Origin of the sequence: Bradyrhizobium sp. 1200_D9_N1_1, assembly GCF_052075915.1 — a bacterium.
GTDB lineage: Bacteria > Pseudomonadota > Alphaproteobacteria > Rhizobiales > Xanthobacteraceae > Bradyrhizobium > Bradyrhizobium diazoefficiens.
The window spans coordinates 4,463,592-4,490,457 of sequence record NZ_CP197226.1; the positions used below are offsets into that span (position 1 = coordinate 4,463,592).

Sequence of the window (26,866 nt, forward strand, 5' to 3'; positions counted from 1 at the left end):
TTTGCCCACCCTACGTTACTACGAAGTCTACCCGAACGCGCGCCGCAGCCGCTGCGCCAGATCGAACAGCATCTGGTTCTGCTTCACCAGCCGCTTGCCGTGGCTGAGCGAGGACATCGCCATCGCCGCAAGCTTGCCGCGCGAGGTCAGCGGCACGAAGCTGTCAAAGATGTCCTCGTCGTCCTTGCAGAACATCCGCTTGTAGTCGTCCGAGCCGATGCCGAGGTCGAGCGAGCGGTAGCCGCGCTCGGCGTAGCGGTCGATGATGTAGCGCATCAGGATCAGGCCCGGGCTGTAGCGGGCGTGCTCGGACATGGTGTAGGTGTTGAACATCATCGAGAAGCGCTGGCCGTCGGCGACGCCGGCGAAGATCGCGATCACCTCGTCGTCGCATTCGAGCGCGTGGATGTCGATGACACGGCCGTCGCCGCGCGGCGCCAGGCAGGCGCTGCGGACGAACTGTTCGACGCCCGGCTCGGCGAAGACGTTGGGCAGTTTCTGTTCGGCCATCCGCACCGGCTTGACGCGGAAGAACCAGTCGAGCAGGCGGGTGACGTCGGCGTCGTTGGTGGCGAGGTGATAACGATAGCCGGCGAGCGCCTGGAGCTTCTTCTCCTTGCTCTTGAGGCGGCGGCGGAAGGAGTTGCTGATCCGCGACGCGGGCGGGCCGCCCGGCTCCATCACCAGCAGCGGGCAGCCGTTGATCGCACTCTGCCGCGGGAGAGCCGCGAACGGGTTCTGCTGATCGTTCCAGCGCAGCGGCTGCTGCGTCAGCGAGAGCACGTCGACATGCTCGCGCAGCGGCGCGAGCAGTGCATCGAGATCGGCGGCGACGGCCTGTGCCGCGAACTCGGCGTTCCACAGTCCCATGTTGAAGGTCGTATGCTTGCCGCCCATGAAGCAGGCCGTGCGCACCCCGTGACCTTGGCGCAGCGAGAGCGGCAGCAGCAGGAGCGGCGCATGTTCGGCGTCGCGGGCGATCACGATGAAGGGGCGCGCGCCCTCGCAGCCGCCGACCAGCCGCTGCCAGGGGCTGAGCAGGTCGAAGCGCTGGTAGGGCGTGAAGAGGTGGCCGCTCTCCTCGAGGGCGCGCCAGACCGGCTCGGCCTGATTGAGATCGGTGACGATGTCGACCTGCGCGATACGGCTCGCTTTCGACCGCGCTGGCGCTTCTGCCGTCCGGCTTTGCATCGCCGCAGCCATGGTCATTCGCGAAACCTGTCGAGAAATCAAAAATATGCGTAATTCGGCCTGTGGCCGACCTTTGCAAAGAAATGTCAACAAAGGGTAATGACAATAGGCGAGGGAACGGGCCGCCGGCGAGCGCGAAGGTGGGATATTGGCATCCGACGACAGATGGCTGGAACGGCTGCGCCATGAGCTGACCTGGTTCACCGGCCAGGCCGCGCTGCGCAGTCGTGGAGCCGGCGCCATCCTGCGCTTTCAGCACGTGCGGCCGCGGCGGCGCGGCGGATTTCAGCCGCTGCGCGAGAACGAGATCACGCCGCAATTCCTCGACCGTGCCATTCGGGCGCTGAAGCGCTGGAGGTACGACATCCTCGGCATGGACGAGGTTTGCCGGCGTGCGGTGACGCTGCCGGAGAAGCGGCGCTTCGCGGCGCTCACCTTCGACGGCGCCAGCAAAGATCTGATCACGTTCGCCTACCCGGTGCTGGCCCGCCACGCCGTACCGTTCACGATCTATGTGCCCACCGCGTTTCCCGACGGGGTCGGAGAGGCCTGGTGGCTCGGGCTCGAGCAGGTGATCGCGCGCGAGAGTCGCATCAGCCTGATGATGGGCGAGAAGGAGCAGCGCTTCACCGTCACTGGCAATGCCGAGAAGCGGGCGCTGTTCTCGTTCCTCGAGAGCTGGCTGCGCTCGCTGCCTCCGGCGGATGTGTCGGCTGCGATCGCCGATCTCTGCACGCGCTACCGGATCGACCTGGCTGCGCTCTCGCGCGAAGCGTCGATGGATTGGGAGGATCTGGCGAAGCTCGCGGCCGATCCGCTCGTCACGATCGGCAGCGCGACCGTGAACTATCCCGTTCTCGCCAACATGAAGGACAGTGCGGCGCTGCGTGAGATGACGATGGGCAAGGTGGTTGCGGAAGCGGCCTTCCACCGCGAGATCAGGCATCTCGCTTTTCCGTTCGGCGATCGCGCCTCGTTCCGGCGCAGCCACGTGGTGATGGCGGAGGAGGCGGGCTTTACCAGCGCGGTGTCGGCGATACCAGGCATCGTGGATGCGGAAGGGCGAACCAATCTGCGCGCGCTGCCGCGCATTTCCTGGGATGGCCGGGTGCGCTCGCTGCGCATGCTGCGCGTGCTGGCGTCGGGTGTCGCCTTTGCGCCGGTGAAACCGACCGGCCGCGCGACGTAGGAGCGTTACGTAGAAGCGTTAGGTGGGCTTGGCCCGATCGGGCCGCTGCATCCAGCTCACGATCGGCATCGCCGGCAGCACCCAGCCCATGCCGACCACCACGTAGTAGATCGCCTGCCGCCAGCCGGATTCGGCGATCCACGGCATCTGCGCCGCCGCCATGCCGAGCAGGGCCCAGACGGTGGCCAGCACCAGGAGCAGGATGGCGCCGAGGAACTTGCGGGTGCGGATCGTCATGACGGAATGTCGCGGTCTCTTGCGCAACTTGCGCTGCGGAAGCGGGGGACTATAAGGGGCACGCAGTCCGGTTCAAGCCTCCTGGTTCAAGTCTCTTAGCTACAAGGTTTGGTTTCGCCCTGAAATGACGACGATTTCCGCCCCGTCCGAGCCGTATCGCGCCGTGCGCTGGTGGCTGATTTCCGTGGCCGCGCTGATCGCGCTGATGGTGCTGGTCGGCGGCGCGACGCGGCTGACGGAATCCGGCCTCTCGATCGTCGAATGGAAGCCAGTGACGGGCAGCCTGCCGCCGCTCTCGGCGGCGCAGTGGACCGAGGCGTTCGAGGCCTACAAGAAGATCCCGCAATATCGCGAGCTCAACGCGGGCATGAGCCTGTCCGAGTTCAAGGAGATTTTCTGGTGGGAGTGGAGCCACCGGTTGCTCGGCCGCTTCATCGGCGTCGCTTATCTGTTGCCGTTTCTTTTCTTCCTGTGGCGCGGGGGCTTGTCCCGTGAGTTGAAGCGCAGGCTGTGGCTGCTGTTCGCGCTCGGCGGGCTTCAAGGCGCGGTCGGCTGGTGGATGGTGGCCTCGGGTCTCTCGGAGCGGGTCGAGGTGTCGCAATATCGGCTGGCGACGCATCTGGTGCTCGCGCTGCTGATCTTCGCCGGCATCGTCTGGACGGTGCGGCGGCTCAAGGAGCGGGCGCAGATCGCCGCGCCCGCGCGGCTGCGGTTCACGAGTGCGCTGCTGCTTGTCGTGACCTTCGTGCAGATCTATCTCGGTGCATTGGTCGCGGGCCTGCGCGCGGGCCGCGCCTACAACACCTGGCCTGAGATCGACGGCGCGCTCATTCCCTCCGCCGAGCGGCTGTGGTTCGAGACGCCGTGGTGGCGCAACATGTTCGACAATGTGCTGACGGTGCAGTTCGAGCACCGCATGACGGCCTATGCGCTGTTCGTGTTGGCGGCGCTGCATGCGTTCGACGCGGTGCGCTCGCGCGCGGGTCTCGCTGCGAGCGGCGCGCTCTGGCTGTTTGCTGCGGTGAGCCTGCAAGCGGTGCTCGGCATTCTCACGCTGCTCAACCAGGTGCCGATCGGGCTTGCGCTCGCGCATCAGGCAGTCGCGATCGCGGTCTTGACGCTCGCGGTGATGCAGACGGAACGGCTGGCCTCGCGGCAATCTGCCGAGACGCAGCCGCGCGTGGTCCCGGTCAGTCAGCCCGGCTGATCACCATCAGCCCGGCTGATCAGCAATAGCCGTAGACGCCGCACGCGTAGGGCAGGCGCCAGAAATAGTCGACCTGCTTCCCGCCGTAATACGGGCCCTGATAGTCGTAGTCCCAGGGGCGGCCATAATAGCCCGGCAGCGTGTGAGAGCCGGGCAGCAGCGGCGTGCCCGGCAGATTGCGGACGTAGCTGCCGATGCCATAGGCCGGCGAGATCAGCGCATCCGGATCGGTCTCGACATAGACCGTTGGCGCCTCCTGCGGCGGCACGGCGGCCCGCCGCTTCGGCGTGGCCGGAAGGTCGGCGGCGAGCGCGCTTGAGAGCGTCAGCATCGCCGCAAGGGCAGGCACCATCCAGCGCAGCATCGTCGGCTCCGAATCAAAGGGCGATCCAAAGACGATGTATGCGGCAGATATGGTTAATGACTGTTAACTGAGGGGGGCGGCGCCGCCACCATGCGCCGTCCGTCATTCCGGGGCGGTCCGGTAGGACCGAACCCGGAATCCAGAGATGAGCAAATGACGTCGAGGTTCCGGGTTCGGTGCTTCGCACCGCCTCGGAACGACGGGCAACTAAGCCCCCAGCGCCTGTTCCAGATCGGCGATCAGGTCTTCCTTGTCCTCGATGCCGATCGAGAGCCGCACCACGTCGGGGCCGGCGCCGGACTTCACCTTGGCGGCGTCGTCGAGCTGGCTGTGCGTGGTCGAGGCCGGATGGATCACCAGCGAGCGGGTGTCGCCGACATTGGCCAGATGCGAGAACAACTGCAGTTTCGACACCAGGCTGACGCCGGCGTCATAGCCGCCCTTCAGGCTGAAGGTGAACACGGCGCCTGCGCCCTTTGGCGCGTATTTGCGCGCAAGCCGGTTGTACTTGTCGCTGGCAAGGCCCGCGTAGCTCACCGAGGCCACCGCCGGATGGCCGGCGAGGAATTCGGCGACCGCCTTGGCGTTGTCGCAGTGCTTCTGCATGCGCAGCGGCAGCGTCTCGATGCCGGTCAGGATCATGAAGGCGTTGAACGGCGACAGCGCCGGCCCGAGGTCGCGCAAGCCCAGCACGCGGCAGGCAATCGCGAAGGCGAAATTGCCAAAGGTCTCCTGGAGGCGGATGCCGTGATATTCCGGCCGCGGCTCCGACAGCATCGGATATTTGCCGCCGGTCGACCAGTCGAACGTGCCGGCATCGACGATGATGCCGCCGAGCGAATTGCCGTGGCCGCCCAGAAACTTCGTCAGCGAGTGCACGACGATGTCGGCACCGTGATCGATCGGGCGGATCAGGTAGGGCGAGGCCAGCGTGTTGTCGACGATCAGCGGCACGCCCGCCTTGCGCGCCACCGTCGAGACCGCCTCGATGTCGGTGATGCTGCCGCCGGGGTTGGCGATGGACTCGATGAAGATCGCCTTGGTGCGCGGGGTGACGGCGCGCTCGAAGCTGGCGATGTCGTCGGAATCGGCCCACACCACGTTCCAGCCGAAGCTCTTGAACGCATGCGTGAACTGGTTGATCGAGCCGCCATAGAGCTTTCGCGCGGCGATGAACTCGTCGCCGGGCTGGAGCAATTGCTGCAACACCACGACCTGCGCGGCGTGGCCGGAGGCAACGGCCAGCGCCGCCGTGCCGCCTTCGAGCGCAGCGACGCGTTCTTCCAGCACCGCGTTGGTTGGGTTGCCGATGCGGGTATAGATGTTGCCGAACGCCTGCAATCCGAACAGCGAGGCGGCGTGGTCGGCGTCGTTGAAGACGAAAGAGGTCGTTTGATAAATCGGCGTCGCGCGCGCACCGGTCGTGGGGTCGGGCTGTGCACCGGCATGCACGGCGAGGGTTGAAAATCCCGGAAGGCGATCGCTCATTGAGGGCGTCCTGTTCTTGTGGTCTGAAATCGCGCGGCATGCTGATCGGCGCCGCTGCTGCCGTCAAGGCGCGGCTTCACATCGGAACGATCGTTCTGCGTATTGTCGCGTTCGCGAAAAGAATCGTTCGCAATTGCGTCAGCTTTGCTCGCTCTTGTTTTTGGCGGCACGATCGGATGCCGCGGTATCGCCACCGCCGACACTCATCCGATTGAGGGATAGCCGCATGCCTTGCGTCGGCGCCGGCGCGCGCTTGGAGCTGAGCGTGCGCGAATTGACGCCCATCCAGGAGATCTCGGACGACAAGCGGCCATATTCGATCTTTGGGCAGCGGTTCATCACGACCTTGATACCGACCGCTTCGGCCTTCGCCGCCGCGACGTCGTCACGCGCGCCGAGCTGCATCCAGATCACCTTCGGCAGCGGATCGAGCGCCAGGGCTTCCTCGACCACGGGCATGATGTGGCTGGAGTTGCGAAAGATGTCGATCATGTCGACGGGACGGCCGATGTCGGACATCGAGGCGACGAAGGGTTTTCCGAGCAGCTCCTTGCCGACATGGCCGGGATTGACCGGAATCATGTCATAGCCGCGCTGCGCCAGATATTTGAACGCGAAATAGCTCGGCCGCACATTGACCGGCGAGGCGCCGACCATCGCGATCGACTTCACGCTATTGAGGATGGCGCGGATGTAATTGTCGGGATAGGCGTCGTGGTTCATCTTTTTCTTTCGTTCGTCATTCCGGGGCGGCTCGCAGAGCCGAACTCGGAATCTCGAGATTCTCAGGTGCGCAATTGCGCACCATAGTTCGATGCTCCGCATCGCCCGGAATGACGGTGCGTGAAACGTCGCTATTCATCCCGCCACGTCGGCGCGCGCTTCTCGATGAAGGCGCCGATGCCTTCCTCGGCGTCGCGCGCCATCATGTTCTCGGTCATCACCTCTGCCGCATAGCGATAGGCGTCCGCAAGGCTCATCTCGGCCTGGCGATAGAACGCCTCCTTGCCGAGCTTGACCGTGTAGGCGGATTTCAGCGCGACCTGTTCCGCCAGCGCAATCGCGGCGCCGCGCTCGGTACCCGCTGTCACGACGCGATTGACGAGGCCGATCTCGCGGGCGCGGTCGGCCGTGACAGGCTCGCCCGTCAGCAGCATCTCCATCGCCTGTTTGCGCGGAACGTTGCGCGACAGCGCCACCATCGGCGTCGAGCAGAACAGGCCGATGTCGACGCCGGGCGTGGCGAACTTCGCGTCCTCCGAGGCGACCGCGAGATCGCAGCTTGCGACGAGCTGGCAGCCGGCGGCGGTCGCGATGCCCTGGACGGCGGCGATCACGGGCTTTGGCAGGTGCACGATCGCCTGCATCATCGCGCTACAGGCGTTCATCATCTCGGCGAAATATGCGCGGCCGCGATCGGGGTCGCTGCGGCGCGCGGTCAATTCCTTCATATCGTGGCCGGCGGAGAAGGCCGGACCGTTGGCGGCGATGACGGCGGCGCGGATGCGCTTGTCCTCGGCAATTGCGTTGAAGCTCGCATGCAGCTGGCCGATCATCGCCTCCGACAGGCTGTTGCGCGCGGCGGGGCGGTTCAGCGTGAGCACGGCGACGGTGCCGACGATCTCCCGCAGCAGGATCGGCGGTTCCGGGAAGGGGGGGCGGGCGGGCTGGACGGACATCGAAGCGTTTCCAGTTGGATTATTGCAATTGGATGATGCAGATAACCTAATGTAACAGCGGACCTGAAGCGAGGGTGGGGGTGGCATGGCGTTAGCGAAAATGAGCGTGGCGGAGGTCGAGCAGTTTCTCCGTGACGAGTTTCCCCAGGCCTTCAGTGGCGGCGACATCACGATCGAGAGCGCGGACGGCCAGACCTGCCTTTTGCGCCAGCGCTACAGCGAAAGGATGCTGCGGCCGGGCGGAACCGTGTCCGGCCCGACGCTGATGGCGCTCGCCGATTTCGCGATGTACGTGGTGCTTCTGTCCGCGATCGGGCCGATCGGGCTCGCGGTCACCACCAATCTCAACATCAACTTCCTGCGCAAGGGCCAGCCCGGCCAGGACGTTCTGGCCGAGGCGCGGCTGCTCAAGCTCGGCAAGCGCCTGGCGGTCGGGGAAGTGAACCTCTTGTCCGGCACCTCGCCCGATCCGATCGCCCATGTCACCTCGACCTATTCCATTCCAAATGTTTGAGCTTTTTGCAGGTAATATAGCACCATATTTTTAAGCTGTTGATTTTACGAGCGTAATTTCCGTCTTCGGGCATTGACCGTTGCGCGTCTCTTCTCTAGAAAACCGCGCAGTCCGGTGCGGTGTTCGCGCCGATATCTCCCGTCCACGGAAACTCCGATATGAAAACCTTTTCGGCAAAGCCGGCTGAGGTGACGAAGAAGTGGGTGCTGATCGACGCCAAGGGTCTGGTCGTCGGCCGTCTCGCCACCATCGTCGCCATGCGCCTGCGCGGCAAGCACCTCCCGACCTACACCCCGCACGTTGATTGCGGCGACAACGTCATCATCATCAACGCGCAGCATGCGGTCCTCACCGGTCGCAAGCGCGAGCAGAAGACCTACTACAAGCACACCGGCTATGTCGGCCACGTCAAGGAGCGCACCGCGCGCCAGATCCTCGAGGGCAAGCATCCCGAGCGCGTGCTCGAGAAGGCCGTCGAGCGCATGATTCCGCGTGGTCCGCTCGGTCGCGTGCAGATGGGTAACCTCCGCGTCTACGGCGGGGCCGATCATCCGCACGAGGCGCAGCAGCCCGAGAAGATCGACATCGCCAAGTTGAACCGCAAGAACACGAGGGCCGCATAACATGGCCGAATCCATTCAGTCGCTCGACCAGCTCTCGCAGCTCAAGACGGCGGCCGCGCCCGACGCGCCCAAGCACGAGAAGAAGGTCGACAAGTTCAACCGCGCCTATGCCACCGGCAAGCGCAAGGACGCGGTCGCCCGTGTCTGGATCAAGCCGGGTGCCGGCAAGGTCACGGTCAATTCGCGTGAGGTCGAGGTCTATTTCGCGCGTCCCGTGCTGCGCATGATGATCGAGCAGCCGTTCTCCGTGGCCCAGCGTTCCGGCCAGTACGACGTGATCTGCACCGTCGCCGGCGGCGGTCTGTCCGGCCAGGCCGGCGCCGTCCGTCACGGCATCTCCAAGGCGCTCACCTATTTCGAGCCGGAGCTGCGCACCGTGCTCAAGAAGGGCGGCTTCCTCACCCGCGACAGCCGCGTGGTCGAGCGCAAGAAGTACGGCAAGGCCAAGGCCCGCCGGTCCTTCCAGTTCTCGAAGCGTTAATCGCTTCGGTCACATTCGCCGCGAAAGCGGCTTCAATGAGATGCAAAAGGGCGCTGATTTCAGCGCCCTTTTTGTTGTTCGTTTGTATGCAAATTGACGACGTGTTTCCCGAAAAGTTGGGGCCGCGTGAAAACCTGAATGGAACCCGCGGGAACTTAGCGTCGCCTTTGGAAGGGCGCGCAAATCGGCTGGGCCGGTCGCGTAACTGCTATGTTTTCAAGGGGGCCGACATGATGTCGCTCGATAGCATCACGCTCTATTTGGTTGCCACCATGGTCGCCGCACTGCTCGGCGCCATGATGGTGTTCTTCGGCAGGCAGGAGAACAGTCCTGCGCTGAAATGGTGGGGCACCGCCTATCTCCTCGGCGCGGCCTCGGTCGCATTGTGGACGGCGGCCGGCGACAGGCTGGGGCCGCATCTCTATCTGGCGTTAAATGCCGTCGGCTTCGTCGCCTGCGGCATGGTGTGGAATGCTGCGCGCGTCTTCCACGGTCGCAAGCCGAACTGGCCCGGCCTCGTGCTCGGCGCGCTCGCATGGGCCGCCGCCGTGACGCTGCTCGATCCCGCGGCGTCCATGCTGCGCATGATCATCGGCGCCGGCATCGTCTCGGTCTATGCCGCGCTGACCGCAAGCGAGCTCTGGGTCGAGCGGCGCAAGAGCCTGCAACGGCGCTGGCCGGCCTTCGTGGTGCCGGTGATGCACGGCTGCGTGCTGATGCTGCCGATCCTGCTCGGCAGCTTCCTGCGCCCGCACGATGCCGGCTTCTCCAGCAGCATCTGGGTCACCGTGTTCGCGGTCGAGCTCGTGCTCTATGCCGTCGGCACCGTGTTCGTGATCTTCATGCTGGTGTCGGAGCGCGCCGTCACCGCGCACCGGACCGCCGCATCCACCGATCCCCTGACCGGCATGCTCAACCGCCGCGGCTTCTCGGAAGCCTGCGGCCGCGTGATCGAGCGCGAGGCCAAGGCCGGGCGTCCCGTGACCGTGATGATCTTCGACATCGACCACTTCAAGTCGATCAACGACCGCTTCGGCCATCCCGCCGGCGACGAGATGCTGAAACTGTTCTCGACCGTGGTCGTCAGCAATCTGCGCATCACCGACATGTCGGGCCGCATCGGCGGCGAGGAATTCGCGGCGTTGCTGCCGTGTTCGCTGGAGGAGGGCGTGCTGGTCGCCGAGCGCGTGCGCGAAGCCTTCGAGACCTCCGGCGTCGTGGTCGATGAGGGCCCGGTCGACACCACCGTCAGCATTGGCGTCGCCGGCGGTCCGGCCGGTACCGAGCTCGAGGTGCTGCTGGCCTCGGCCGACACTGCACTCTACCAGGCCAAGCGCGGCGGCCGTAACCGCGTCGAGGCCGCGGAGGAGCTGCCGCTGTCGCTGGAGAACTGGCGCCGCCAGAGCGCCGCGCGGATCGGCGCGCCGCAGGCGCGTCCGGCCACGGCTTGAGGCAAAGGGCCCTGGGGTAATTCCTTGTTTACCATTCGATCCCTACCATTCCGGTCATGGAATCGATCCGTCGACAGACCCCGCAGGCCGCCCTGATGTCGCTCGAAGCTCAAGCCGCCTCGGCGCGAGGCGGCTTCGCCTGTCTGTTCTCGACCGCGGAGGAATATGAGACGGCGCTGATCACCGAGCGCCGTGCCCAGGGACGCTACACGCAGCAGCGCCGCAGCTATTGGCCGCTCGCGCTGTTCGTCGGTTGCGCGCTCATCGTGGCAGGCACCGTCCTGCTGTTCGCCTGAGAGACCTGCAGTTTCCGGCCAGCCAGGGCGCCGTTTCGGCGCCTTTTTCTTTTGGGCGGGGTGCGGTAGACACGCCCGTCAAACAAGAAGGGTGGAAGCCGATGATCACCGAGATCGCGCAAATCGACGTCAAGCCGGGCAGCGAGAAGGATTTCGAGGCCGCTGTCGCCAAGGCCAAGGCCGCGTTCGGCCGCTCCAAGGGCTTTCACGGCTTCGAGCTGCACAAATCGATCGAGAAGCCGCAGCGCTATCGCCTGATGGTGAAGTGGGCGACGCTGGAGAACCACACCGTCGATTTCCGCGGCTCCGAGAACTTCGCCGAATGGCGCAGCCTCGTCGGCCAGTATTTTGCTGCGCCCCCGGAGGTCGAGCACACCGAGACTGTGCTGACGACCTGAGCCGCCTCAAGCCGCCTCCGCCAGAGGCGGCGCCTCATAGGTCTTGAAATGGTCGATCATGACCTTGGCGATGGCGACCAGTGGCAGCGCCAGCGCCAGGCCCCAGATTCCAAAGACGACGCCGAGCAGGATCTGGAACGCGAACAGCGTGGCCGGCGGAATGTCCAGCGCCTGCCGCTGGAGCAGCGGCGTCAGCACGTAGCTCTCCATCGCATGCACGCCGAGAAACAGGATCAGTGCGGATAGCGCCGGGATCCAGCCCGAGGCGAGACTCGCCAGCACCACGACGACGCCGGCGATGATGGCGCCGACGGTCGGGATGAAGGCGAGGAGGCCGGCCTGGATTCCCAGGATGAACGACCCGGGGATACCGATGATGGCGAGCCCGATCCAGGTCACCACGCCGACTGCCAGCATGACGATGATCTGCGCGATCAGCCAGCGCTCCAGCGTCTCGCTGATGCGGTCGACGATGAGCGTAGCCCGCGTGCGGTGCCTGGCCGGCACGAGGAACAGCAGGCCGTCGTGATAGACGCTGGGCTGGGCAGCGAAGGCCAGCCCGAGAAACAGCACGATGAAGATGTTGCCGACGGCGCTGATGGTGCCAAGCAGCAGCTTGAAGGTCTGGCTCACGATCGCCCCGCCGCTGGACGCGAGGGCGCCTGCACCCGGCAAATTGCCGCGCGGGGCCGTGTTTGGGGTGGGCGTCGACCCTGCATCGGTGGAGGCGGCGGGTGCGGCGTTGCCGAAATCGAAGAAGCTGGTGTCGATACCGTGGGTGTCGAGAAAGGACTTCACGTTGGTGATCTGCGACCTGATGGTCTTGCTGAGCAGCGAGGCCTGTTCGGCGATGGTGGCGCCGCCGAGATAGGCGACGCCTGCGAGCATCAGGGCCAGCGCGATGCAGACGATCGCAAGCCGCATTGTGTGCGGCAGGTGCACGCGGCGGCCGAGTGCATTGGTCAGCGCGTTGAGGCCGACGCCGAGCAGCATGCCGGTGAAGATCAGGAGCAGGGTGGCGGCAAAATACCAGGTGAAGGCGAGCAGCGCCGTGACCAGCACGACGCTGATGCCGCCGACCGAGATGGCCCAGGCCAGGTCGCTGCGGGTCCGGGGTCGTTCATCTCGGGAAATTGTCACGTCGTCTCCTTTTGGGAAGGCCGCAGAGCGCACTCTTTCGCCAAATCTTACCTGGGATCAAGCCGAGGCTATGCACCGGTTTGACGCCTCGGCGGGCCTGCTTTGGCCGACGCCGGGGCGCGAAAGTGGGCCGACGCGGCGCCAAAGGCGCGAAAATAGCATTGCCGTCCCGCAATCCCTTCGGTTGAATTTGTTCCATCGGAAGGGCATGTTTGGAGAATCTTCTTACGGGGGAGGTCGGAAACGGAAGATGAGAAAGCCGGTCGTCGGCGTGATCGGGAACGCCCATCGCGTCGAAAATCGATTTCAGGTCCAGATGGTCGGCGAGCGCAATTTGCGTGCGGTGGCCGAGGTCTCCGGCGGCCTGCCGGTGATGTTTGCGGGCTCGCCCGACATCACCGACATCGGTGCGCTGCTCGATACCGTCGACGGCATCGTCCTCACGGGCGCCCGCGCCAATGTCCATCCGACCCGCTTCAACGTAGACCCTTGCGAGAAGCACGAGCCCTACGACATCCACCGCGACGAGGTGGCGCTGGCGCTTTCCGTCGCCTGCGTTGCGCGCGGCATCCCGCTGTTCGGCATCTGCCGCGGCCTCCAGGAGATGAACGTCGCCTTCGGCGGCTCGCTGCACCCCGAGATCCGCGAGATCCCGGGTCGCATGAACCATCGCATGCCCCGGCTCGAGAACGGCGAGATCCACCCCGATCCGACCGTGGTGTTCGCCGACCGCCACGATGTCGACCTCACGCCGGGCGGGGCGTTCGCACGGCTGCTGGGCTGTGAGAGGATCCGGGTCAATTCTCTGCACGGCCAGGGCATCCTCGATCCCGGCAAGCGCGTGCTGATCGAAGGTGTCGCCGAGGACGGCACCATCGAGGCCATCCGCATCGCGGAAGCCCCGACCTTTGCGCTCGGCGTGCAATGGCACGCCGAATACGATCCCCAGCGCAATCCGATCAACCGGAAGCTGTTCGAGGCGTTTGGCGCAGCGCTGGTGGAGCGGCAGCGCGCGACGGCGTAGATCACGTTCGTGTCCCGGACAAGCGAAGCGCCGATCCGGGACCCACGCTGCTCGGAGGTCCTGCTGGGGGATAGCTCGTTTGGCGGATAGTCAGCCTATCTTCTGGTTTGTAGGAACGCTTGCATCTCTTCCGGCGTGAGTTTGCCATCCTTATTGCTGTCCATTGCCTTGAAAATTCGCTCGTGGGCTGCCTGAAACTCTGCCGACGAGATGGCTCCGTCGCCGTCGGAGTCCATAAGCGCAAACATCATGCGGAACATTATGGGAGGCCCCATCGCGTCCACGCCCATCCTGCTGCGCCCCTTCATCGCGCGACCCATCATGTCTCCACCACCCATCATGCCTTGTCGCTCTCCGGACGGGCTTGCGGGGGGCGTCGTTTGCGCGGGTGCCGCTGCTTGGTCCGATCCCGGATGATGGGCCTCGTGATCAGATGCCGTCTGAGCGAACGCGGGATGGTTCAGGGCAGCTGTTCCTCCGACGTTGATCCGAAATCACAACGATGCCGATCCAGTCCGGGTTCGGCTTGAGGCAAATCAATATGATGGGCAGGGGGCGCCGCTTGATTTCCTGGATGAGCCGGTCGCGAACCAGCGCCCACGGTTCATGCGGCGCCACAAAGGTCCAGAAATAGCACGTTGGTCCGCCGCCGCCTCGATCGTTGCATCACTCGCCGAGGATGTTGCGGTACCCGTGGTACGCCATCATTTGCTGCGAGGTAGCATGCGGTTCAACGTATTGTCGCGAAAAACGATATGATGGATCAGAGCTGCGCCAGCATGAAAGAACGCGACGAATACAAGCGCGTGGGCCGCAATTTCGTGGATCTCCTTGACCGAGTGCGCGAAGGCTCTATCTCGTATCCATGGCGATGATATTTCGTAGATGCCGAGCAGCGGCAACGCCTCGCCACGCGCAAACTGCGTAACGATCCCGGCGACCGGAACGACAACGAGCAAGGCGTAGAGCGTATAATGAAAAAGACGGGCGGATGGGTCGGCGAAGGCGCCAAGCCATCTGCGGAATTCGTTTGGCTCAGGAGGTGGCGGCGGAACGGCCGCCCTCCACACCAGCCGCATGATCAATGCGGCCAAGATCAACAGGCCGGCGGAAACATGAACAAGCAGGCCTGTCTCGCGCGCGCCACCCTTGGGCAAGTCATCGCCAAATATGCCGAGCGTCCACGCAACGATCACCAGAACTACCGTCGCCCAGTGGAGGAACTGGGGAACAGTACCGTATCGGTCAGGGGAACTCGTCAATGTCGCCTCCCTTCGGCTTCGATCCGGTGGCGCGGGTCAACTCTTCAAACATCATTACATCAGAAAAGTCGCGCCAACTCGTTGATCCACCTCATGGCGCGACCTGTTTCTCGCGCGAGGATGGCTGCATCTTTCTGAGACGAGTTCGATTACTGCGTATTACGGTATTGCTCGGCCGCGATCTGCTCGCGGCGTCGGCTGGAGCAGAGTTAAGTGCACTGTCACCGCAGTTGTGGATTTGCCGGGCGAGCAAGGCGCTAAGCTGGGTCGAACACCCTTGGTCAGCGGTTACGCCGTCCGCTCCATCCGCCGCGCGCGATACGCCTGAGGCGACATCAACGTCAGCTTGCGGAACGCCTTGCGAAAGCTGCTCTCGTCTTCATACCCTGTCGTGCGCGCGATGATCTTGATCGGCTGCGTCGTCGTCTCCAGCAGCGTGCGCGCGTGCTCGACGCGGCGGCGCATGATGAAGGCTTGTGGCGGCTCGTGCGTGAGCTCCTGAAACTTCCGGTTCAGCGTGCGCTCGCTGAGGCCGAGCGCGCCGGCAAGGCGCTTGACCGTCATCGGGCTCTTGCCGGTGCGACGAACCAGCAGGTCGGCCCTGGTCAGCAGCGGGTCCTGCGAGAGCAGGTAGCCCACGGGCATGAAGATCGATTGGGTGCGCTGTGCGGTGTCGATGACGACGTAGTCCGCGCACAGTTTTGCGATCTGCTTGCCGTCGACCATCTCGATCAGCCTGAGCAGGAGGTCGACCCACGACATCGGGCCGGCGGCGCAGACGACGCGGTCCGCGCTGGTGATGACGGCGTCCGGGGCGAGGTCGATCGCGGGATGGCGCTGCCGAAGCTCGCTTTGCAGCCACCAGGTGATGGTGGCGCGGCGGTTGTCGAGCAGGCCCGCTCCCGCAAGCAGGAAGACGCCGCTGCAAAAGGCGCCGATCAGCCGGCCGTTGGCGTGCTGCTGCCGCAGCCAGGCGCCGGCACGGACGTATTGCGGCCGCAGGCGCTCGGCCGTGACGTGATCGACGAGGTTGCCGGGGACGAGGATCGCGTCGAAGCCGGCGCGCTTGCCGATCGCGCCGTCGACTGCGACCGTCTGGCCGCCGCCGGCGCGCACCGCCTTGCCGTCGAGCGACAGCGTCTGCCAGGTGAAGCGGGATTTTTCGCCGCTCTGCTGCATGACGTGATTGGCGAGCGACAGGACGTCGGCGACGCCTGAGATCGCCGAATGCATGCAACCTTCCAGCGCCAGAACTGCGAGCTTCATGGGATCTCCTGCCAGCCACTGGCGACCCTAACCGATCGGCGCCAGCGATGCGTGGCGGAAATTGCCCGATCTCTGGCTGATCCGCCACTGCCCTGCCCGGGGCACCGGGTCCAAATTCGCTCTGTCGTCACACGACATGATTGGAGAGAGACATGCCTTACGTCACCATATCCACCGTCCGCGGCATCCTGGACGCCGCGCAGAAGAAAACGCTGCTCGAACGCGTCACCGACCTCCTGGTCGAGGTCGAAGGGCAGGGCAGTCCGGACTTCCGCCGCAACGTCTGGGTCAGGATCGAGGAGCAGGAACCTTCGCACTGGTCGCTCGGCGGCATGCAGCCGACGAGCGAGATCATCGCGAGTACGTTCGGCGCGATCGGAGCGGACGGGGTGCGGATCGCGAGGCCGTAGCCGCCAAGTGCACGGGCGGATCAGCCCAAGGCATGGTCCCCAAGGCATGGTCCGCCACCGCCCTGTGCTCAACCGATCCGCGGGGCGATTTCCATTGCATCGCACAATCAGACAAGGGCCTGCACACGGCTGCATTGAGCTTCAAGAGACGAACACCATATGTTCTGCAAGGGAGTCCTGCCGTGCAGACCATGAAGGCGGCCCTCGTTACGGCGATTGGCGTCGTGGCTTTGATCTGCTGCCTCCTTCCCAGTTCAGCAGAGGAGAACGGCCGTCTTGCACTGATTGTTTCGATCGACGGGGCCATTGGCCCCGCGTCGGCCAGTTACGTGAAGGAGGCCTTGGCCCACGCAAGCGAACGGCGCGCCGAGGTCGTGCTTCTGAGAATCAACACTCCCGGCGGACTCAATTCCAGCATGCGCGAGATCGTTGCGGATGTGCTGGCCTCGCCCGTCCCTGTCGTCGGTTACGTCGCTCCCTCCGGCGCCCACGCGGCGAGCGCGGGGACCTATATCCTTTATGCGACCCACATCGCGGCGATGGCGTCGGGCACCAATATTGGTGCAGCAACGCCGGTGCAGATTGGCGGACCGCTGCCGGGTCTGCCGAGCGGTACACCGGACAAGGGCGGCAAGGACAAGAAGGACGGTGACCAGCAGAGCGAGAAGGATCAGCCCAAGGATGCGATGACGGCAAAGGTGACCAATGATGCGGTTGCTTTCATCCGTAGCCTTGCGGAGCTGCGCAACCGCAATGTGGACTGGGCGGAGAAAGCGGTCCGTGAGGCCGCCACTCTCTCTGCCAACGGCGCGCTAGAGGCCCATGCCATCGATCTCGTCGCGCGCGATCAGGCCGAATTGCTGAGGCAACTCGATGGCCGCGTGGTGGAGGTTGCAGGCGGCAAAACGCAACGCCTCGCGACGAAGGATGCGGTCGTTGAAGCCATCGACCCCGGATGGATATCCCGCTTCCTGGCGGTCATCACCGATCCGAATGTGGCGTTCATTCTCCTGATGGTCGGCATCTACGGCCTGATCTTCGAGTTCATGTCTCCCGGAGCCGTCGCTCCGGGAGTCGTCGGCGCGATCTGCCTGTTGATCGGCCTCTATGCGCTCAATTTGCTGCCAATCAACTATGCCGGGCTTGCCCTGATGCTGGTCGGCATAGTGCTTCTCACTGTCGAAGCCTTCAATCCGACGGTGGTGATCGGTCTCGGAGGGATCGTCGCTTTCGTGCTGGGAGCGCTGATGCTTTTCAGGGTCGAGGCGCCCGGCTACCACCTGTCGTGGTGGGTAATCGGCATCGCTGCAACTGTGTTCACCGGCTTTGCGCTCGTCGTGCTTGGTTCGCTGCGGCGTGCCGCCAACGCTCCTGAACGGGTCGGCGCGCAGGCCATGCGAGGCTTGCCCGCCGAGGTTCTCGACTGGCGTGGGAGCGAAGGTCATGTCTTCGCCCATGGCGAGCGCTGGCAGGCGCGCGGCGCCGAAACGTTCAAGCCCGGAGAGACGGTCGAAGTCGCAAACGTCGTCGACCTGACGCTGCTGATACGGCGCGCACCAGCCCGAACAGGCGAGGGAGATCCATCATGATGCTGGAATATCTGACCTATGCGGCGCTCGCGTTGCTTGTCATCATGTTCCTCTCCCAGGCTATTCGAATCCTGCGTGAATACGAGCGTGGCGTCGTCTTTACGCTCGGTCGCTTTACCGGCGTGAAGGGCCCGGGCCTCATCATCCTCATTCCGGTCGTGCAGCAATTGGTAAAGGTCGATCTACGGGTGATGGTGCAGGTCGTCCCGCCCCAGGACGTGATTTCGCGGGACAACGTCTCCGTCAAGGTCAACGCCGTTCTGTATTTCCGCATCGTCGATCCCGAGCGGGCCATCATCAAGGTCGGCGATTACATGGCCGCCACCAGCCAGCTCGCGCAGACCACGTTACGCTCGGTGCTCGGCAAGCACGAGCTCGACGAGATGCTTGCCGAACGCGACAGGTTGAACGCCGACATCCAGGAGATCCTCGACAAGCAGACCGACGTCTGGGGCATCAAGGTCACCGGGATCGAGATCAAGGACATCGATCTCAACGAAACCATGGTGCGCGCGATCGCCAAGCAGGCCGAAGCGGAACGGTTGCGGCGCGCCAAGGTGATCAACGCGATGGGCGAGCAGCAGGCCGCCGAAAAGCTCGTCGAGGCCGGCCGGATTCTCGCGCAGGAGCCGCAGGCGATGCAGCTACGTTACTTCGCGGCCCTGCACGACATCGCGGGCGAACGGTCGTCGACCGTCGTCTTTCCGCTACCGACGGGTTTGCTCGATCATTTTATGCCGCGGCGGGACAACCCATAGGGAAAGCAGCAGGCTGACCCATCTTCGGCCTCAATGGGCGTATCGAATGTCGATCCCTACTTGAATGGGAGGACAATTCGATGACGAAGCCTACCGCCAGCCCAGCCAGCTGTCGCCAACGTCGAACATCCATGCTTGCCATTCCACTGCTGTCTTTTGCGCTCTGGTCCGGCGGCATCGGCGCAGCGGCGCACGCTGCAGAGCCGGGCAAGGACGCTTCGGCCGGAGGCCTGCCGCGCATTCTCGTGCTTGCGACGGGAGGCACCATCGCAGGCCAGGCTGACGCGCGTGCGACCGGTGCGTACAAATCGGGCCAGATCACGGGCGAGCAATTGATGCAGTCGGTGCCGGGTCTGGACAAGCTGGCAAAGCTGAACGCCGAACAGATTTCGTCGATCGGATCCCAGGACATGAACGACAAGGTCTGGTTTGCGCTGGCCCGTCGCATTCAGGAGGCCTTCGACAAGAACGAGGCCGACGGCGTCATCGTGACCCACGGCACGGATACGCTCGAGGAGACGGCGTTCTTTCTCGACAATGTGGTGCGTGGCGACAAGCCGGTGGTCATCGTCGGCTCGATGCGTCCGGCTTCAGCCGTCAGCGCGGATGGCCCCGGCAATCTGTACGAAGCGGTCCAGGTGGCCGCCGATCCCCGATCCCGCGGGCGCGGCGTCATGGCCGTGCTGAACGACAAGATCGAGGGAGCACGCTCGGTCACCAAGACCAACACCACGAGCATCGAGACGTTCAATTCTCCCAACGGCGGGCCGATCGGCTATGTCGACACCGCGGGCGGCATCCGTTTCATGGCCCAGGCTGCCGGTCTCAAGCGCGCGGCCTATCAGCTCCCGGCAGGCGAGCAATTGCCGCGGGTCGAGATCGTCTACTCGCATGCCAACATGGACGCCGTTCCGATCGAGGACGCCATTTCCCACGGCGCCAAAGGCATCGTGCTGGCCGGTGTCGGTGACGGCAATACGTCGAAGCCGGCGCTCGATGCGCTCGAAGCGGCCGCGAAGAAAGGGATCCTCGTCGTCCGTTCCACGCGGGTTCGGTCTGGCTTCGTCACCCGCAATGTCGAGGTCGACGATGACAAGAATGGCTTCGTCGTGTCCGAGGACCTCAATCCCCAGAAGGCACGCGTTCTCACCCAATTGCTGATCGCGAGCGGCGTCACGGCTCCGGCCGAGCTGCAGCGGGCTTTTACAGCGACATGGTGACTGGATCGGCGACGAGGCGCCCCAAAACGAAAAGGCGCCCCTCGCGGAGCGCCTTTTGCTTGTCGCAGACAGTTCGGGCCGCTTAGCCCGAATAGTACATGTCGAACTCGACCGGGTGCGGGGTCATTTCGAAGCGCTCGACTTCGGTCATCTTCAGCTCGATGTAGCTGTCGATGAAGTCGTCGTCGAACACGCCGCCGGCCTTGAGGAAGGCGCGGTCCTTGTCGAGGTTCTCGAGCGCCTCGCGCAAGCTGCCGCACACCGTCGGGATCTGCTTCAGCTCTTCCTTCGGCAGGTCGTAGAGGTCCTTGTCCATCGCCGGACCCGGATCGATCTTGTTCTTGATGCCGTCGAGGCCGGCCATCAGCATCGCGGCGAAGCCGAGATAGGGATTGGCGAGCGGATCCGGGAAGCGCACCTCGACACGCTTGGCCTTCGGCGAAGCGGTGTAGGGGATGCGGCAGGAGGCCGACCGGTTGCGCGCGGAATAGGCGAGCAGCACGGGAGCCTCATAGCCCGGGACCAGACGCTTGTAGGAGTTGGTCGAGGGGTTGGTGAAGGCGTTGATCGCCTTGGCGTGCTTGATGATGCCGCCGATGTAGTGGAGGCAGGTCTCCGACAGGTCGGCGTATTTGTTGCCGGCGAACACCGGCTTGCCGTCCTTCCAGATCGACTGGTGCACGTGCATGCCCGAGCCGTTGTCGCCATAGACCGGCTTCGGCATGAAGGTGGCGGTCTTGCCGTAGATGTGGGCGACCTGGTGGATGCAGTATTTGTAGATCTGCAGATGGTCGGCCATCAGCGTCAGCGTGTCGAACTTCATGCCGAGCTCGTGCTGGGCGGAGGCGACCTCGTGGTGATGCTTCTCGACCTTGACGCCCATCTTGGCCATGGCGCCGAGCATTTCCGAGCGCATGTCCTGCACCGAGTCCTGCGGCGGGACCGGGAAGTAGCCGCCCTTGGTGCGGACGCGGTGGCCGAGATTGCCGCCTTCATATTCGGTGTCGGTGTTGGTCGGCAGCTCCGAGGAGTCGAGCCTGAAGCCGGTGTTGTAGGGGCTGGAGGAAAAGCGCACGTCGTCGAACACGAAGAACTCGGCTTCGGGACCGACGAAGACGGTGTCGCCGACGCCCATCGACTTCACCATCGCCTCGGCCTTCTTGGCGATGCCGCGGGGGTCGCGGTTGTAGGGCTCGCCGGTGGTCGGCTCGAGCACGTCACAGGTGATGACCATGGTGGTCTCGGCGAAGAACGGATCGATCGTCGCGGTCACCGGATCCGGCATCAGGCACATGTCGGACTCGTTGATCGCCTTCCAGCCGGCGATCGAGGAGCCGTCGAACATCGTCCCTTCGGCAAATATGTCTTCATCGATCATGCTGACGTCGAACGTCACATGCTGCCACTTGCCGCGCGGATCGGTGAAGCGCAGGTCGACGTACTTGACGTCGTTGTCCTTGATCGATTTCAGGACGTCTTTGGCGGTCTTCATGCATACCCCTTTTGGCTCTGCGGGTCGGTTTCCAGATGAGCAGGATTATTCTCGCTTTTGGCGAGTTCGCGCGCGACCGCACAAACGAATTCGGGCCGCCGAAGCAGCCTTATTTCTTGTCAGAGTGTCGCAAAATGCGGGATAGCACCCGGCTCAGATAGCGTCCAGCCCGGATTCGCCGGTTCGGATGCGGATCGCCTCTTCGATGTTGGAGACGAAAATCTTGCCGTCACCGATGCGACCGGTCTGCGCAGCGCGGCGGATCGCGTCGATGGCGCGCTCGACCAGATCGTCGCCGATCACGATCTCGATCTTCACCTTGGGCAGGAAGTCGACGATGTATTCTGCGCCGCGGTAAAGCTCGGCGTGTCCCTTCTGCCGGCCAAAGCCCTTGGCCTCGGTGACGGTGATGCCCTGAAGGCCGACTTCCTGAAGCGCTTCCTTCACCTCGTCGAGCTTGAACGGCTTGATGATGGCTTCGATTTTCTTCACTGCGCGCCTCCCGGCATTTCGATCAAATAGCAACGTCTTCGTCAGGATGCGCTTTTCTCACGCACGATCTTGTCTTCGCTATGCCGGGATCCCTGACCAGCCCGGCACCAACGGCCGGCCACACCCTGATAGATGTCAGTGAGCACGACGAACCGAAGCGGCTTCCTCGAAAGCAGGGTCTATGCCAAGTTGCAAATGCCCTGATTATTGGAGCGTTATCAGCCTTTTAACGAGCATCTCTGATAGGTGGAGCCGACCGGCCCAAAATACCGAAGACTACGAAATAGGCAAACGGTTCAATCTGTGGGCAAATCGGCGTTCCGGCGGTCGGATCGGCACAGAAGATGCCTGTTGAAGAGGCGTTTGTACAGGGAAGTGGCATGGAAGTTCTGACCAACGCCGAAATGCAGCGCGCCGACCAGCTCTCGATCGCGGCCGGCACGCCCGGCTTCAAGCTGATGCTGAGCGCGGGCCAGGCGGTCGCCGAGGCCGCCAACGCGCTGGTGGAGGAGGGGCCGATCCTGATCGTGGCCGGCCCCGGCAACAATGGCGGCGACGGTTTTGTCGCAGCCGCCGAGCTCGCCGCCCAGGGGCGCGAGGTCTCGGTGATCCTGATGTGCGAGCGCGACCAGCTCCAGGGCGACGCGGCCTCCGCCGCGCGCGGCTGGAAGCACCCGGTGCTCCCGTTCAATCCGCAGGCGATCGGAAAGCCCGCGCTGATCATCGACGCGCTGTTCGGTGCGGGCCTCAGCCGCCCCGTTGACGGCGAGGCGCGCGCGATGATCGAGGCCGTCAACGCCAATGGTGCCTTGGTGCTCGCGGTCGATCTGCCGAGCGGCATCAACGGCACCAGCGCCGCCGTGCTGGGCGCTGCGGTCAACGCCACCGAGACCGTCACCTTCTTCCGCAAGAAGCCGGCGCACCTGCTGCTGCCGGGGCGGATGCATTGCGGCCGCGTGCGCGTTGCCGACATCGGTATCGACGCACAGGTGCTTGACGAGATCAGGCCGCAGACCTTCGAGAACGACCCGGATTTCTGGGGCGCGGCCTTTCCGGTGCCGCGGATCGACGGCCACAAATATGCGCGAGGGCATGTGCTGGCGGTCTCGGGCGATGCAGCCGCGACCGGCGCGGCGCGGCTCGCCGCGCGCGGCGCGTTGCGGGCCGGCGCGGGCCTGGTGACGCTGGCGAGCCCGCGCGATGCGCTCGCGATCAATGCGGCCGCGCTGACCGCGGTGATGGTTCGCCCCGTCGACACCGCGATCGAGTTCGGCGAGTTGCTCGGCGACAAGCGCTACAACACCTGCATCATCGGCCCCGGTACAGGCGTTGGCGATCGCACCTGCGATTTCGTCCACACCGCGCTTGGCGCGCAGCGGCATCTGGTGCTGGACGCGGATGCGCTGACGAGCTTTGCCGCGAATCCCGAGCGCCTGTTCGAATCGATCAAGGCCTCGCACGACAATGCGGTGGTGCTGACGCCGCACGAGGGCGAGTTTCCGCGCCTGTTCTCCGATCTCAGCAACAAGCACCCCGGCCGTTCCAAGCTCGAGCGCGTCCGCGCCGCCGCCGAACGCTCCGGCGCCGTGGTGCTGCTGAAGGGGCCGGATACCACCATCGCCGCGCCGGACGGCCGCGCCACCATCGCCGCCAATGCGCCGCCCTGGCTCGCCACGGCGGGTGCGGGCGACGTGCTCTCCGGCATCATCGCGGGGCTCCTGGCGCAGGGCGTGCCGGCCTTCGAAGCCGCCAGCATCGGCGTGTGGATGCATGGCGAGGCGGCAAGCGAGGCGGGGCCGGGGCTGATCGCGGAGGACCTGACCGAGACCCTGCCGGCCGTGCACCGGCGGATCTATAATGCACTGGGGATCGAGTACTGAGCTGCTCGCTACGGCGGGTAGGATGGGTAGAGCGCAGCGAAACCCATCATCTCAAACCTCGGCACGGTGGCGGTGGGTTTCGCTGCGCTCTACCCATCCTACGAAACCTCACTCCACCGCGTACCAGCGCACCAGCCGCGGCGCGGCCCAGTCGGTCACGACGGATTCGATCAGCCAACGTCCGGGCGAGGTCGCCGCGAACGCGATGCGCTGGGTCTGGCCGGACTCGATCGCGAGCGTGTCGAGCCAATAGGGCTTCCAGCCGTCGTCGAGCTTGTCGAGCAGGCGGAAGGGATGGCCGTGCAGGTGGAACACGGCGGTGAGGGGCGCGGGGTTCTTGAGGGTCAGCACGACGGTGCGGCCGGTCCTGGTGCGGAAGGCCGGCGCCGACGAGGTGGAGAAATCCGCAGGCCGCGTCCAACCGGTATCGGGTGCACCGAGCGCGACATCGAACCGCAGGGCGCCTTTGAGATCGAGCTGGTCGGGCAGGGCATTCGCAGGGAGCGGTTGTGGCGGCAACAGCGGCGCGCGCCGCTCCAGTCTGCCGGAGATCGAGAGGTTTCCGATCGGGCGGGCCTCCTTGCCGTCATGCAGCAGAAATTGGGCCGATGTGGCTGCGTCCACAAAGGCGTCGGCCCGTCCGCCCGGGGCCAGCACCAGGGCGCCATTGCGGGCCGGGAACGGCTCGGCCGGCTGTCCGTCCAGGGCCATCACGCGGACGTCGTGATTTTCCAATTTGATTGCGAGGACAGTGCGTTGGGAGCCATTGATAAAGCGCAGCCGCAGCCGCTCATTGGCGGCGGCTGCGAGCTCGCATGAAGTCTGCCCGTTGATTGTATAGAGCGGGGTCGCGTCCTTGGGGTCGCGGCCCGGGGGCAGCGCGGTCCCATCCGGCCGCAGGCGCCATTCCTCGATCAGCAGGACCTCGTCACGATCGACGGCGATGCGGCTCGTCTCCTCCGCGATGATCGGAAGCGGCCGCGCCGGCTGCTTCAGGCCGTCCTCGAAGAGGCGAAAGTCGGTCAGCAGGGTTCCGGCGTTTGGTATTGAAATAATTGAAGTTTCAGTCGCGTCCGGCGCCGTCGGCGCGCGCCCTCGCAGCGGGTCCGCCGCAGCCGGGCCGTTGAGGCCGTACCAGACTGGGGCAAGCGGCACAGGCAGGTCGTTGCGGAATACCACCTCGCAGCGGTCGCCGCGCTTGAGATGGACGCCCCTGGTATGGCTTACGGCGGCCAGCTCCCAGATTGGTGTGGGCGGCTGCCCCGGCTTCAGAGCCAGCGTTGCCGGCCTCGCCTGAAGGGCGATCTGGGCGGTCACGGACGGACCTGCGCCGCCGGCCATCAGCCCCGCAGCCGAGGCTCCGAGGCCAACCAGAACCTCGCGTCGGCTCGGGTGAAAGATCCGCGGTTTCATGGCCCGATCCGGACCACGCCGCGCTGGATAAGTCCAGCCATCGTGCCTACTTGAAGCCTGCCTCCATCAGGCCATTTTTTTGCTGCGAACAGTCAGGCGCATGCTATAAGCCCGGCCGCCCGCGGCATCGCGGCCGGTCTTGATGCAAATTCACGCGGGCGTGGCGGAACTGGTAGACGCGCTGGATTTAGGTTCCAGTGACGAAAGTTGTGGGGGTTCGAGTCCCTCCGCCCGCACCAAGCGCTTTCAGCGTTTGCACGGATTACCGAAGGGCCTCGCTTCGTGCGGATGTTTTCCGTCTGGAGCAGGGCTCTGATGAACCACCGGCGTTGAGGCGTTTGCCTCGCGTTGGATCGATTAATGACAGCGTCCCGACGCATGCGTGCCGGGGCCGAACGAGAAGAAGATTGGACGCCATGCAGGTCACAGAAACCCTCTCGGAAGGTTTGAAGCACGAGTTCAAGATCAGCGTTCCCGCGTCTGATCTCGACGCCAAGGCCGGCGCCAAGCTCGTCGACCTCAAGGACAAGGTCCGCATCAACGGCTTCCGTCCCGGCAAGGTGCCGGTCGCTCATCTGAAGAAGGTCTATGGCCGCTCGGTGATGGCCGAGACCATCGACCAGACCATCCGCGACACCAACACGCAGCTGTTCTCCGAGCGCGGCTTCCGCCTCGCGACCGAGCCGAAGATCACGATGCCGAGCGAGCAGGCCGAGGTCGAGGAGCTGCTGAGCGGCAAGACCGATCTGACCTACACGGTTGCGATCGAGGTGGTGCCGTCGATCGCGCTCGCCGACTTCAAGACCTTCCAGGTCGAGAAGCCCGTGGCTGACGTTACCGACGCCGACGTCGACGAGGCGATCAAGCGCATCGCCGACACCAACCGCGGCTATGCCGCGAAGGCCGACGGGGCCAAGGCCGAGTCGGGCGACCGCGTCACCATCAACTTCAAGGGCACCATCAACGGCGAAGTCTTCGAGGGCGGCACCGGCGAGGGCATCCAGGTCGTCATCGGCTCCAACACCTTCATCCCCGGCTTCGAGGAGCAGCTCACCGGCATCGGCGCGGGCGAGACGCGCACGCTGAAAGTGTCGTTCCCCAAGAACTACATGAACGACAAGCTCGCCGGCCAGCCGGCCGAGTTCGAGACCACCGCGACCTCGATCGAAGCGCCGCAGGACATTGCGATCGATGACGAGTTCGCCAAGACGCTCGGCCTCGAATCGCTGGACAAGCTGAAGGAAGCCGCGCGCGAGCGTCTGGTTGCCGAGTTCGCCGGTGCGACGCGCCAGCGCGTCAAGCGCGCGCTGCTCGACCGTCTCGACGAGGCGCATCGCTTCGAGGCGCCGCCCTCGCTCGTCGACGAGGAGTTCAATCTGATGTGGAACTCGGTCAAGGCCGAGATGGACTCGGCCGGCAAGACCTTTGCCGACGAGGACACCACCGAAGATGCCGCCAAGGAAGAGTACCGCAAGATCGCCGACCGCCGCGTGCGCCTCGGCCTCGTGCTCTCCGAGATCGGCGAGAAGAACAAGATCACCGTGACCGACGACGAGGTCGGCCGCGCCGTGATCGAGCGGGCCCGCCAGATGCCCGGCCGCGAGAAGGAAGTCTGGGACTATTACCGCAGCAACGCCCAGGCGCTGGCCCAGCTTCGTGCGCCGATCTATGAGGACAAGGTCGTCGACTTCATCCTCGAGCTCGCCAACGTGACCGAGAAGAAGGTTTCGCGCGAGGACCTCTACAAGGACGATGAGGCGGAAAAGACCGCGGCCTGAAGGCTTTGAGACAGTCTTCTATTA

At 64.7% G+C, this 26,866-nt stretch carries 28 protein-coding genes and 1 tRNA gene; 16 read left to right on the forward strand and 13 right to left on the reverse strand.

What is annotated here, in order from left to right:
• Positions 1-27 precede the first annotated feature (27 nt).
• Positions 28-1,209, reverse strand: a complete 1,182-nt coding sequence (locus AB5K84_RS21510; RefSeq protein WP_038966320.1) for a GNAT family N-acetyltransferase — start codon at positions 1,207-1,209, stop codon at positions 28-30.
• 130 nt (positions 1,210-1,339) lie between these two features.
• On the opposite strand from AB5K84_RS21510, the gene AB5K84_RS21515 reads away from it, so the two are divergent.
• A complete protein-coding gene (locus AB5K84_RS21515) occupies positions 1,340-2,380 on the forward strand; it encodes a polysaccharide deacetylase family protein (protein WP_038966319.1) in 1,041 nt (346 codons plus the stop codon).
• 18 nt (positions 2,381-2,398) lie between these two features.
• On the opposite strand, the gene AB5K84_RS21520 is transcribed toward AB5K84_RS21515, so the two are convergent.
• Positions 2,399-2,617, reverse strand: coding sequence for a DUF2842 domain-containing protein (locus AB5K84_RS21520; protein WP_011087732.1), 219 nt, complete (start codon positions 2,615-2,617; stop codon positions 2,399-2,401).
• Between the two features lie 124 nt (positions 2,618-2,741).
• On the opposite strand from AB5K84_RS21520, the gene AB5K84_RS21525 reads away from it, so the two are divergent.
• On the forward strand, positions 2,742-3,824 hold the full coding sequence (locus AB5K84_RS21525; RefSeq protein WP_038966318.1) for a COX15/CtaA family protein: 1,083 nt from the start codon (positions 2,742-2,744) through the stop codon (positions 3,822-3,824).
• A 19-nt stretch (positions 3,825-3,843) separates the two neighbouring features.
• Here AB5K84_RS21525 and AB5K84_RS21530 read toward each other — a convergent pair whose 3' ends face one another.
• From AB5K84_RS21530 to AB5K84_RS21545, 4 genes are all read right to left on the reverse strand, one after another.
• The gene (locus AB5K84_RS21530) at positions 3,844-4,188 is read right to left on the reverse strand and encodes a hypothetical protein (protein ID WP_028171673.1); all 345 of its coding nucleotides are present in this window, start codon (positions 4,186-4,188) and stop codon (positions 3,844-3,846) included.
• 207 nt (positions 4,189-4,395) lie between these two features.
• The gene (locus AB5K84_RS21535; protein WP_011087730.1) at positions 4,396-5,676 is read right to left on the reverse strand and encodes an O-acetylhomoserine aminocarboxypropyltransferase; all 1,281 of its coding nucleotides are present in this window, start codon (positions 5,674-5,676) and stop codon (positions 4,396-4,398) included.
• Between the two features lie 138 nt (positions 5,677-5,814).
• Positions 5,815-6,399 (reverse strand): CoA-binding protein, encoded by a 585-nt coding sequence (locus AB5K84_RS21540; RefSeq protein WP_038966316.1) that lies wholly within the window; start codon positions 6,397-6,399, stop codon positions 5,815-5,817.
• A gap of 131 nt (positions 6,400-6,530) precedes the next feature.
• Complete coding sequence (locus AB5K84_RS21545) at positions 6,531-7,355, reverse strand: enoyl-CoA hydratase (RefSeq protein ID WP_038966315.1); 825 nt, start codon at positions 7,353-7,355, stop codon at positions 6,531-6,533.
• An 85-nt stretch (positions 7,356-7,440) separates the two neighbouring features.
• On the opposite strand from AB5K84_RS21545, the gene AB5K84_RS21550 reads away from it, so the two are divergent.
• The 6 genes from AB5K84_RS21550 (at position 7,441) to AB5K84_RS21575 (ending at position 11,118) form a co-directional block, all read left to right on the forward strand.
• The gene (locus AB5K84_RS21550; RefSeq protein WP_011087727.1) at positions 7,441-7,869 is read left to right on the forward strand and encodes a PaaI family thioesterase; all 429 of its coding nucleotides are present in this window, start codon (positions 7,441-7,443) and stop codon (positions 7,867-7,869) included.
• A 158-nt stretch (positions 7,870-8,027) separates the two neighbouring features.
• A complete protein-coding gene (gene rplM / locus AB5K84_RS21555) occupies positions 8,028-8,492 on the forward strand; it encodes a 50S ribosomal protein L13 (RefSeq protein WP_011087726.1) in 465 nt (154 codons plus the stop codon).
• A 1-nt stretch (position 8,493) separates the two neighbouring features.
• Complete coding sequence (gene rpsI, locus AB5K84_RS21560) at positions 8,494-8,973, forward strand: 30S ribosomal protein S9 (protein ID WP_011087725.1); 480 nt, start codon at positions 8,494-8,496, stop codon at positions 8,971-8,973.
• A 230-nt stretch (positions 8,974-9,203) separates the two neighbouring features.
• Positions 9,204-10,424 (forward strand): GGDEF domain-containing protein, encoded by a 1,221-nt coding sequence (locus tag AB5K84_RS21565; protein WP_038966314.1) that lies wholly within the window; start codon positions 9,204-9,206, stop codon positions 10,422-10,424.
• 56 nt (positions 10,425-10,480) lie between these two features.
• Positions 10,481-10,720: a hypothetical protein gene (locus tag AB5K84_RS21570; protein ID WP_038966313.1), complete on the forward strand. Its 240-nt coding sequence runs from the start codon at positions 10,481-10,483 to the stop codon at positions 10,718-10,720.
• A 101-nt stretch (positions 10,721-10,821) separates the two neighbouring features.
• Positions 10,822-11,118 (forward strand): antibiotic biosynthesis monooxygenase family protein, encoded by a 297-nt coding sequence (locus tag AB5K84_RS21575; RefSeq protein WP_011087723.1) that lies wholly within the window; start codon positions 10,822-10,824, stop codon positions 11,116-11,118.
• Between the two features lie 6 nt (positions 11,119-11,124).
• Here the strand turns inward: AB5K84_RS21575 and AB5K84_RS21580 are convergent, their stop codons facing one another.
• Positions 11,125-12,258, reverse strand: a complete 1,134-nt coding sequence (locus AB5K84_RS21580; RefSeq protein ID WP_038966312.1) for an AI-2E family transporter — start codon at positions 12,256-12,258, stop codon at positions 11,125-11,127.
• A gap of 250 nt (positions 12,259-12,508) precedes the next feature.
• On the opposite strand from AB5K84_RS21580, the gene AB5K84_RS21585 reads away from it, so the two are divergent.
• Positions 12,509-13,282 (forward strand): gamma-glutamyl-gamma-aminobutyrate hydrolase family protein, encoded by a 774-nt coding sequence (locus AB5K84_RS21585; protein WP_028171680.1) that lies wholly within the window; start codon positions 12,509-12,511, stop codon positions 13,280-13,282.
• 95 nt (positions 13,283-13,377) lie between these two features.
• On the opposite strand, the gene AB5K84_RS21590 is transcribed toward AB5K84_RS21585, so the two are convergent.
• The 3 genes from AB5K84_RS21590 to AB5K84_RS21600 all read right to left on the reverse strand — a co-directional run bounded on the left by AB5K84_RS21590 (position 13,378) and on the right by AB5K84_RS21600 (position 15,810).
• Complete coding sequence (locus tag AB5K84_RS21590; RefSeq protein ID WP_011087720.1) at positions 13,378-13,623, reverse strand: EF-hand domain-containing protein; 246 nt, start codon at positions 13,621-13,623, stop codon at positions 13,378-13,380.
• A 363-nt stretch (positions 13,624-13,986) separates the two neighbouring features.
• Entirely contained in the window at positions 13,987-14,544 is a 558-nt protein-coding gene (locus AB5K84_RS21595; RefSeq protein ID WP_038966310.1) for a cytochrome b, read from the reverse strand.
• Between the two features lie 288 nt (positions 14,545-14,832).
• Positions 14,833-15,810: a GlxA family transcriptional regulator gene (locus AB5K84_RS21600; protein ID WP_011087717.1), complete on the reverse strand. Its 978-nt coding sequence runs from the start codon at positions 15,808-15,810 to the stop codon at positions 14,833-14,835.
• Between the two features lie 152 nt (positions 15,811-15,962).
• On the opposite strand from AB5K84_RS21600, the gene AB5K84_RS21605 reads away from it, so the two are divergent.
• The 4 genes from AB5K84_RS21605 to AB5K84_RS21620 all read left to right on the forward strand — a co-directional run bounded on the left by AB5K84_RS21605 (position 15,963) and on the right by AB5K84_RS21620 (position 19,787).
• Positions 15,963-16,220: a tautomerase family protein gene (locus AB5K84_RS21605; protein ID WP_011087716.1), complete on the forward strand. Its 258-nt coding sequence runs from the start codon at positions 15,963-15,965 to the stop codon at positions 16,218-16,220.
• Positions 16,221-16,402: 182 nt separating this feature from the next.
• Positions 16,403-17,809, forward strand: a complete 1,407-nt coding sequence (locus AB5K84_RS21610) for an NfeD family protein (protein WP_011087715.1) — start codon at positions 16,403-16,405, stop codon at positions 17,807-17,809.
• The gene (locus AB5K84_RS21615; protein WP_028171684.1) at positions 17,806-18,567 is read left to right on the forward strand and encodes a slipin family protein; all 762 of its coding nucleotides are present in this window, start codon (positions 17,806-17,808) and stop codon (positions 18,565-18,567) included. The genes AB5K84_RS21610 and AB5K84_RS21615 overlap by 4 nt, the downstream gene beginning before the upstream one ends.
• 131 nt (positions 18,568-18,698) lie before the next feature.
• A complete protein-coding gene (locus tag AB5K84_RS21620; RefSeq protein WP_236842067.1) occupies positions 18,699-19,787 on the forward strand; it encodes an asparaginase in 1,089 nt (362 codons plus the stop codon).
• A gap of 82 nt (positions 19,788-19,869) precedes the next feature.
• Here AB5K84_RS21620 and glnA read toward each other — a convergent pair whose 3' ends face one another.
• Both glnA and AB5K84_RS21630 read right to left on the reverse strand, forming a co-directional pair.
• Complete coding sequence (glnA, locus tag AB5K84_RS21625) at positions 19,870-21,279, reverse strand: type I glutamate--ammonia ligase (protein WP_011087712.1); 1,410 nt, start codon at positions 21,277-21,279, stop codon at positions 19,870-19,872.
• Positions 21,280-21,432: 153 nt separating this feature from the next.
• A complete protein-coding gene (locus tag AB5K84_RS21630) occupies positions 21,433-21,771 on the reverse strand; it encodes a P-II family nitrogen regulator (RefSeq protein WP_007603495.1) in 339 nt (112 codons plus the stop codon).
• Between the two features lie 380 nt (positions 21,772-22,151).
• Between AB5K84_RS21630 and AB5K84_RS21635 the strand changes: the two genes are divergently transcribed.
• A complete protein-coding gene (locus tag AB5K84_RS21635; protein ID WP_038966309.1) occupies positions 22,152-23,651 on the forward strand; it encodes a bifunctional ADP-dependent NAD(P)H-hydrate dehydratase/NAD(P)H-hydrate epimerase in 1,500 nt (499 codons plus the stop codon).
• Between the two features lie 108 nt (positions 23,652-23,759).
• On the opposite strand, the gene AB5K84_RS21640 is transcribed toward AB5K84_RS21635, so the two are convergent.
• Entirely contained in the window at positions 23,760-25,064 is a 1,305-nt protein-coding gene (locus AB5K84_RS21640) for a multicopper oxidase domain-containing protein (RefSeq protein WP_011087710.1), read from the reverse strand.
• A gap of 154 nt (positions 25,065-25,218) precedes the next feature.
• Here AB5K84_RS21640 and AB5K84_RS21645 point away from each other — a divergent pair.
• Positions 25,219-25,303, forward strand: a tRNA-Leu gene (locus AB5K84_RS21645).
• Between the two features lie 177 nt (positions 25,304-25,480).
• Positions 25,481-26,842, forward strand: coding sequence for a trigger factor (gene tig / locus AB5K84_RS21650; RefSeq protein WP_011087709.1), 1,362 nt, complete (start codon positions 25,481-25,483; stop codon positions 26,840-26,842).
• Positions 26,843-26,866: the final 24 nt, after the last annotated feature.